Source organism: Microcystis sp. M53603_WE2, from assembly GCF_030065435.1.
This window is the reverse complement of the sequence record NZ_JASJFF010001400.1, coordinates 1-7,727: the sequence shown is the minus strand read 5'-3', so window position 1 is coordinate 7,727 and position 7,727 is coordinate 1. Positions and strand designations below refer to the sequence as shown.

9 protein-coding genes are annotated in these 7,727 nt (G+C 44.0%); 3 read left to right on the top strand and 6 right to left on the bottom strand.

The genetic code is table 11. The annotated features are described in order from the left end of the window. Positions 1 to 626 (top strand): DALR domain-containing protein (locus PX481_RS29410; RefSeq protein ID WP_353852243.1); only part of this gene is annotated, 626 nt, incomplete at its 5' end. Here PX481_RS29410 and PX481_RS29405 read toward each other — a convergent pair. Continuing rightward, positions 609 to 2,138, bottom strand: a complete 1,530-nt coding sequence (locus PX481_RS29405) for a glycine betaine ABC transporter substrate-binding protein (protein WP_288097510.1) — start codon at positions 2,136 to 2,138, stop codon at positions 609 to 611. The genes PX481_RS29410 and PX481_RS29405 overlap by 18 nt on opposite strands. 207 nt (positions 2,139 to 2,345) lie before the next feature. Here PX481_RS29405 and PX481_RS29400 point away from each other — a divergent pair, with 207 nt between their 5' ends. Both PX481_RS29400 and PX481_RS29395 read left to right on the top strand, forming a co-directional pair. Then, the gene (locus PX481_RS29400; protein WP_002763878.1) at positions 2,346 to 3,350 is read left to right on the top strand and encodes a CHAD domain-containing protein; all 1,005 of its coding nucleotides are present in this window, start codon (positions 2,346 to 2,348) and stop codon (positions 3,348 to 3,350) included. A 12-nt stretch (positions 3,351 to 3,362) separates the two neighbouring features. Next, positions 3,363 to 4,796, top strand: coding sequence for a bifunctional orotidine-5'-phosphate decarboxylase/orotate phosphoribosyltransferase (locus PX481_RS29395; RefSeq protein WP_288097507.1), 1,434 nt, complete (start codon positions 3,363 to 3,365; stop codon positions 4,794 to 4,796). A 307-nt stretch (positions 4,797 to 5,103) separates the two neighbouring features. On the opposite strand, the gene PX481_RS29390 is transcribed toward PX481_RS29395, so the two are convergent. From PX481_RS29390 to PX481_RS29370, 5 genes are all read right to left on the bottom strand, one after another. Continuing rightward, positions 5,104 to 5,400 (bottom strand): DUF1816 domain-containing protein, encoded by a 297-nt coding sequence (locus PX481_RS29390; RefSeq protein WP_080603678.1) that lies wholly within the window; start codon positions 5,398 to 5,400, stop codon positions 5,104 to 5,106. 112 nt (positions 5,401 to 5,512) lie between these two features. Further along, a complete protein-coding gene (rlmB, locus tag PX481_RS29385; protein ID WP_002763882.1) occupies positions 5,513 to 6,379 on the bottom strand; it encodes a 23S rRNA (guanosine(2251)-2'-O)-methyltransferase RlmB in 867 nt (288 codons plus the stop codon). 43 nt (positions 6,380 to 6,422) lie between these two features. Further along, positions 6,423 to 6,839, bottom strand: a complete 417-nt coding sequence (locus PX481_RS29380) for a Mini-ribonuclease 3 (protein WP_002763883.1) — start codon at positions 6,837 to 6,839, stop codon at positions 6,423 to 6,425. A gap of 3 nt (positions 6,840 to 6,842) precedes the next feature. Further along, positions 6,843 to 7,193 carry an STAS domain-containing protein gene (locus PX481_RS29375; RefSeq protein WP_002763884.1) on the bottom strand — a complete coding sequence of 117 codons (351 nt, stop codon included), beginning with the start codon at positions 7,191 to 7,193 and terminating at the stop codon, positions 6,843 to 6,845. A gap of 74 nt (positions 7,194 to 7,267) precedes the next feature. Then, positions 7,268 to 7,727: glutamine amidotransferase-related protein (locus PX481_RS29370; RefSeq protein ID WP_502888647.1), on the bottom strand; the 460-nt coding region annotated here is incomplete at its 5' end.

The window sequence follows — 7,727 nt, the reverse complement described above, 5'->3', positions numbered from 1 at the left end:
TGTCAAAATCCCTCGGTAATTTCATCACTATTCGCGAGTTATTGGCAAAATATGACCCCTTAGCCGTGAGATTATTAATTTTAGGCGCCCAATACCGCAAACCGATCGATTTTTCCGATGAGGGATTGCAGGCGGCCACTAATGGCTGGCATACTTTACAAGAGGGTTTATCCTTTGGTTATAAGCATCTTCCGCCCGATAATCCCGGAATTACCGACCAAGAGCTAGAAAATCGCTTTCAAGAGGCGGTAAATCACGATTTTAACTTTGCCGGTGGTTTAGCGGTGTTATTTGAAATCGCTAAGGAATTACGCAAGGAGGGTAATAATTTAACCCATGCGGGTAAGACAGACAGCAATCTGGCCCAATTAGCGGTAAAATGGCATACTTTGGTGAAATTGTCTAGGGTTTTGGGCTTAGAAATGGCCGCTGACCAGGGAGAAACCCCTGTTTCTGAGGGAATTAGTGCAGCGGATATCGAAAATCTGATCCAACAACGGACAGAGGCAAAAAAAGCGAAAAATTACGCCGAAAGCGATCGCATTCGCGCAGAATTAAAAGCCCAAGGCATTAGTTTAATCGACCAACCCGGGGGAGTCACTAAATGGTTAAGAGAGGGAGACTAGAAATTCTTTAACCACTTCCTCCACCCTACGATCGCGGCCATCCACCTGATAGTTTAATTTCTGCATAGCTGTGGAGGTAATTTTGCCAGTGAGTTTCGCTAAAACCTGTCGCAATTGCGGATATTTTCGCAAACTATCCCGGTTAAAAATCGGTACCGCTTCGTAGGGAGGAAAATAGCGTTGATCATCTTCTAGGATGACTAAATCTAGCACGGGAATTAAGCCATCGGTGGAATTTCCCGCCACTAAATCCACTTGTTTTTCGGCTAAAGCGCGGTACATTAACCCTAAATCCATCACTTTCGGGGGTCCGGCAAAATTGAGGCCGTAGGTCTTCGCTAATCCCTTGTAACCGTCTTCCCTTTCCAAAAATTCATAACCAAAACCCGCTTGCCAATTGGGAGTATATTTAGCCGCTTGCGAGAGAGTTTTAAGATTGTATTGACTGGCGGTTTCTCCCCGGATAACAATGGCGAAAGTATTCTCGAATCCTAAACTGGGAAACACTTCTAGATTAAATTTTTCTGGATAAATCTCTTGCAGCTTTTCAGAGACTAATCGGGCATCGTTAAGGGGTTTTTCCTGCAAAATTCCCGTGAAAGCCGTGCCAGAATACTCCACATAACCATCGATTTTACCCGCTTTCACCGCTTCATGACAGATCAGAGTACCACCGAGATTAAATTGACGTTCAACCCGTAAATTCGTCTCTTTTTCGATTTCCTGTGCCAAAATTTCCCCTAAAATCACCTGTTCGGTAAAATTTTTGGAACCGATCACCACTGTGCCGGGGGATGAATGGAAAATTTGAGTCAAGAGGAAAGATAGCAAGGCCAACCCGATTAAACCTAAGCCCCATTGCCATTTAGAGGGCTTTTTCGGACGTTGCGAAGGGGAAAAGGTCTTTTCTAGCCGACCGAGACTCCAATCGGCAACAAGGGCTAAAAAAGCGGCAGGAATTGCCCCCGCCAAAATTAACTGATTGTTGACCGTGGCAATACCGCGAAAAATAAACACTCCCAAACCACCGCCACCGATGGCAGCTGCGATCGTGGCCACACCGATAGCAATCACCGTCGCAATTCTCACTCCTGCCAAAATTGTCGCCCTGGCCAGGGGTAATTCGATATAGCGCAGGATTTGACCGTCGGTCATGCCTAGGGATAACCCGGCTAATTTTAATTCGGGATCAACTTTTTTGATGCCCAGATAGGTATTTAAAACAATTGGCAGTAAGGTATAGAGAGTTAGGGCAACAATAGCGGGAATTTTGCCGATTCCTCCCAAAAAAGGCACGGAAATTAAAAAACCAAATAGGGCTAAACTGGGGATAGTCTGTAGGGTGTTAACGATCGCTATAATTGGTGGGGCGAGAATAGCTTGACGACTAATCAAAATACCTAGAGGAATACCGATTAAGCTACCCATAGCCATGGCTATTCCCGTCAAGAAAAGATGCTCTCCAGTGCGAAAAGCGATTTCCCCCCCATAATCTAGCCAAAAACTATCCATAAACTTCTCTTAAAGCGGCTGCTTCATCCTATTGTGTAGAATAAATGGGATCTATTAGTTCCAGTCTTTATTTAAAGATTCTAAGCTAAACGGCGCTTAACCTGCATGATCCAACAGCTATAACCCTTTTGGAGTCTATATCGGTGATCCGAAGTAAAAGCCGTTTAGCTTATCACCATCTTGACATTATTTCCTCGCTAAAGACAAATGACTAACAAATTTAATCCTCGGGCTAAAACTGTTGCCGATTGGGCCTATATCGGTATTGATAAACATTTTCATAAAGTTCTTAAACACGAAGCTGGGGTTTTACTCGATCAGGATACGGAAGAATTACATCAAATTCGTGTGGGAATGCGCCGTCTTCGCAGTACCTTAACCGGTTTTGCCCCCGCTTTAACCATGCCGAAATCTGCCGATCAAAAACGGGTGGGTAATCTGGGCAGAATTTTAGGAGAATTGCGGGATTTAGATGTGTTAAAATCGGCTTTTGTCGGCCATTATCAGCCAATTTTACCCCCGAAAGAACAGGATTTACTGAAGAAAGTTTTACAAGTTCTCGAACACCGAAGGGAGAAGGCTTTTGCTAAGGTAGAAAAGCTGTTGAAGTCCGATAAATTTCTCAATTTTAAGGCAGATTTTGCCAGTTGGTTGGATAATCCCACCTATCAACCGATAGGAAAATTAGATATTGCCACGGTTTTACCTGACTTATTATTACCGCAAGCGAGTCACTTTTTACTCCATGAAGGCTGGTTAGTTGGGGTAAATTTAGAGGAAGATCAAAAAGTAAAAGAGTTTTCTAGTCAAGAAATTGATGACTTATTGGAAAAAGAAGGATTATTACTGCACGATCTCCGTAAAGAAGCCAAGCGTTCCCGCTATAATATGGAGTTATTTACTCAGTTTTATGGCGACAAGTATCGAGAGTATCTAGAGGATATTAAAAACCTTCAAGGTATTCTCGGAGAAATGCAGGATTGTTGTGTTCTCTCGGATTTTCTCAGCCAAATTTTCCCTAATTGTCTTGCCAAGGAAATGCCGACTTTACTAGAAATTTTCCAAAATATCCGTCACCAAAAATGGCAAGAATGGCAACCCTTACAAAAGAAATTCCTTGACGCTGACACCAGAAAAAGTCTGCACCAGACAATTTTACAGCCTATTTTTCGGCCAAATAGTGTAGAATTAGAAACTAATCCAGAATCCTGAGATTAGAAACCGATGAATTTTTTTCAAAAGTTAAACCACGCCATTAGTCAAAACCAGACTCTACTTGTCCTCGGTTTAGATGCTAACCCCGAAATGATGCCCTCCACCCCGGGAGAATTAATCGTTAATTTAGAACGGTGGCTCAAGTTTATTATCGATGAAACTGCTCCTTTTGTCTGTGCCTACAAACCAACTTTAGGCTTTTATCAAGCTTTGGGAGCAGAGGGATTAGAATTATTACAGCGAATTTTAACGGCAATTCCCGCTCATATCCCGGTAATTTTGGATGCTAAACACGGTGATATTAATACCAGCAGTATTTTAGCCGAGACTATCTTTAAAACTTGGCAGGTGGACGCGGTTACTCTCAATCCCTACTCCGGACAGGATCACGTTGCTCCTTTTTTAGTTTACCCCGAGCATGGTGCTTTTATCCTCTGTCATACTTCCAATCAAGGCGCGATTAATCTGCAAGAATTCCCCAGTCGCGACAATCCTTTTTATCTGCAAGTTGTCAAAGAAGCTTGCACCTGGGGAACTCCCGAACAGGTGTTTTTAGAAGTGGGAACCACTCAACCGGAGATATTGAAAAAGATTCGCAATTTTGCCCCCGAAAGATTGATTTTATTACGCAGTATTTGGGAAGAAAAAAGTCAATTCTCCGAGTTAATTACTGTGGGTTTAAATAGTCATGGCGAGGGTTTATTAATTCCTGTACCCCAAGACTTTTTATCTCAACCCGATTTGGGGGCAAAAGTCAAGGATTTACGCGAGGAAGTCAACAAAATTAAACAAAATCACCAGCAAGAATCGAGCGGAGATGATACTTGGACTGCTAACGTTTGTCTTTTAAAACAACATCCTCATCAGGATTTAATTCTACAATTATTTGATATTGGCTGCTTGCTGTTTGGCGATTATGTGCAAGCATCGGGAGAAACTTTTTCCTATTATATTGATCTGAGAAAAATTATCTCTAATCCTAATATTTTTCAGCAGGTAATTGAAGCCTATGGAGAAATATTAAAAACCTTGACATTTGACCGTATTGCTGGCATACCCTACGGTTCTTTACCCACAGCTACGGGTTTATCTTTATTATTAAATCATCCGATGATTTTCCCCCGCAAAGAAGTAAAAGCTCACGGCACAAGAAGAGTAATTGAAGGTAATTTTCAAGTGGGGGAAACGGTGGTAGTGGTGGACGATATTTTAATTTCTGGCAAAAGTGCGATCGAAGGGGCAGCAAAGATTAAATCGGCGGGATTATTAGTTAATGATATCGTGGTTTTTATCGACCATGGTGGCCCCGTTAAAGATAAACTTCGTAGCCATGGTTATCAACCTTATTCGGTTTTAACCCTAGCAGAAATTACCGATACTCTCTACGAAGCGGGAAGACTGACAGAAGCAGAATATAGCTGTTTTTTAAATCGCTCCCATTGATATTTAGGGTTTGCGGCAAAAAGTTTTTCTTGGGGGCAGGGTGTGGGGTGTGGGGTGTGGGGTGTGGGGTTTTATCGATTTTCAGCTGGTCAACTACCTAATTTTCAGGGAAAAAGTACCTGAATTTTCCCCCCGATCCCCGCAATGGCTGGCACTTTTTGAGGGGAAAAAAGTCCAAAAGTCTTATCCAACAAGGTTTTTAGATTTATTCAGCAAACCCTAAGTAGCAGCCTTATGCTGTTTTTTCACTGTTTACTGTTTACTGATCACTGATTACTGATCACTGATTACCGATCACTGAAAATTGTTAAGAAACTTGACTGCGTAACACCTTTAGGGTATTCAGGAGCTTGCTTTCTTCTTTTTCCTCAAAAATAGTTAAATCTTTCGGTTTACAACGTTTTATATCCAATTTAATCCCCTGCGCTCCTTCTGTTTTCAAATCTTCTTCATAACCGGCTTGAGCGACTTCAGCCTCGTCTTTAGCGAGAAAAGGACCGAAATAATAAGTACATCTGGGATAGTCGGTTTTAATCTCGACCCAGTAGGCTAATCCGAACATTTCCAGTAAGCTAATCAAAAATTCTTTCATCTCGTTCCCCATCTAAATCTACTCTGGTGGTTTTGTTACGTTCGTTTACATTTCGCAAACTTCCTTCCTATTTTATTTATACTTTCTCCTTTTGGCTATTGGGAGTGTCGAAAAATACAGATTTTCAATCGGGGGAATTTTGCCAGCGTTGCCGGTAAACCTCGTAAAGAGCCATACCCGCCGCCACCGAAGCATTGAGACTGGGGGTTTTGCCTGCCAAAGGGATAGATACCAACTCATCGCAGGACTTTTGGGTTAGCAGACTCAAACCCTCTCCCTCCGAACCTACCACCAATCCTATCGCACCCGTTAAATTGATTGTGTGTAAAGATTTACCAGTTTTTGCCGCCGTGCCGTAGAGCCAAAAACCAGCCGCTTTTAATTCCTCTAAAGCACGATTGAGATTAACCACCCTGGCGACGGGTAAATATTCCAAGGATCCGGCCGCCACTTTCATCACCGTCGATGTCACCCCGGCGGCGCGACGTTGGGGAATAACTACCCCCTGACAACCCATAGCTTCGGCGGTGCGAATAATTGCCCCAAGGTTATGGGGATCCGTAATACCTTCAGCGATGACGATGACGGGGTGGCGACTTCTGCCCTTAGCTTTTTCGATCAGATCGGCTAATTCGATATACTCATAGGGAGACATCTGGGCCGCAATCCCCTGATGATTGGCCTTATTGGTAATCTGATCGAGACGCAGATCGTCCACCTCATCAATTACCGTACCGTTGGCTTTGGCTTTTTCTAAGAGGGTATGATAACGGGGATCGTAACGGAGTCGATTGACCACCCAAATCCGATTTAGTTGGCGCTCCTCCTCCATGGCCGTTAAAACCACCCGGCGACCGTAGAGCAGATCATCAGCTTCTTGGTTTTCTGGAGTTACTGCCGGGGATTTAGCCAGAATTGGCCCAGTTTTCGGCCGCGAGGGCCGGCGAAAATTACTATTATCGGACTTGCCACGAAATGGTCGATCGCTCATGATTGGATGGATTAAGAGTAAAGTCGGGAATCGTCCCTGAGGGCTATAATTCTAGTTTTTCTAATAGTTGATGTAATCTTGAGGGGTCTTGCAGATAAAGATAGCCGAACAGGGTTTCTAAACTGCTGGCCTGCTGATAGACTTGGGCTGTCAGACGACGGCGTTTTCCCGTGACCGCATTGCGTCCCCGGCGCAGAATTTCTTTTTCTTGGTCTGTCAGATAGGGCTGCAGTTGTGCTAAATCTAAAGCCTGTTGTTCGGCCCTGACTTTGCCCACCACCTGAGCGTGATAGTCTCCCAGACGCTGGGGCGGCAGTAAATAATAGGTGCGGATGTATAATTCATAAACAGCATCCCCTAGATAGGCCAGAGAAGCAGGCGATAATCGGTCAAGACCCTCTAGGAGTTGTGACCCCTCGCCACTTAGCTGTAAGCGAATTTTTTCGAGAGGAGATTCCACGATTTACGCTTTTTCCAGATATTTGATCGCCGCTTCCAGGGTGGGTTGCAGGGAAAAAAACTTCTCCAATCGCACCAGTTTTACAGTTTGAGTTACCCGGGGATTGGTAACAATTTGTAAACTGCCCCCTTCGGTTTTGGCCTTTTTTACCAATTTTACTAAAGCCCCTAAACCGGAGCTATCGATAAAATCAATCTGAGCGAGGCTAATAATCACATCCTTGGGACCTTCCTCCACATAGCCTTCGATCACCTTACAAAAAGTCGGTTCGGAAAAGGCATCTAAAAGACCCGTCAAACGGAAAATTTGGTACTTATCTCTGACCTCACGCGTGCCTCGCAAGCTGACGGTCAAGTTAATTGCTTCCGGAATAATCCCCTCCTAGCTCTAGAGCCGTAAAAATCAAAACCCTAGTATATCCTAAAAATTTACGACCGATCCTTTTTTGCTTGCCGCATTAAATCGACAAATTTGGCAAACAGATAATCGGCATCGTGGGGGCCGGGACTGGCTTCGGGGTGGTATTGTACCGAGAAAAAGGGCAAAGACCTGTGTTTTAAACCCGCTACGGTGCGATCATTGAGGTTGAGATGGGTAATCTCCACTTGCGGATTTAAAGAGGCTTCCTGCACCGCAAAACCGTGATTCTGACTGGTAATTTCCACCTGTTGCCGCAGTCCACAGGGTTGATTTAACCCGCGATGACCAAATTTCAGTTTAAAGGTTTCTGCCCCTAGGGATAGGCCTAAAATTTGATGACCCATACAGATGCCAAAAGTGCGTTTTTCTCCGTGCAAAAGTTGCTTGGCTAGGGCAATTCCTTCGGTGACAGCTGCCGGATCTCCCGGTCCGTTAGAAAAGAAAATACCATCGGGATTATATTCGGCG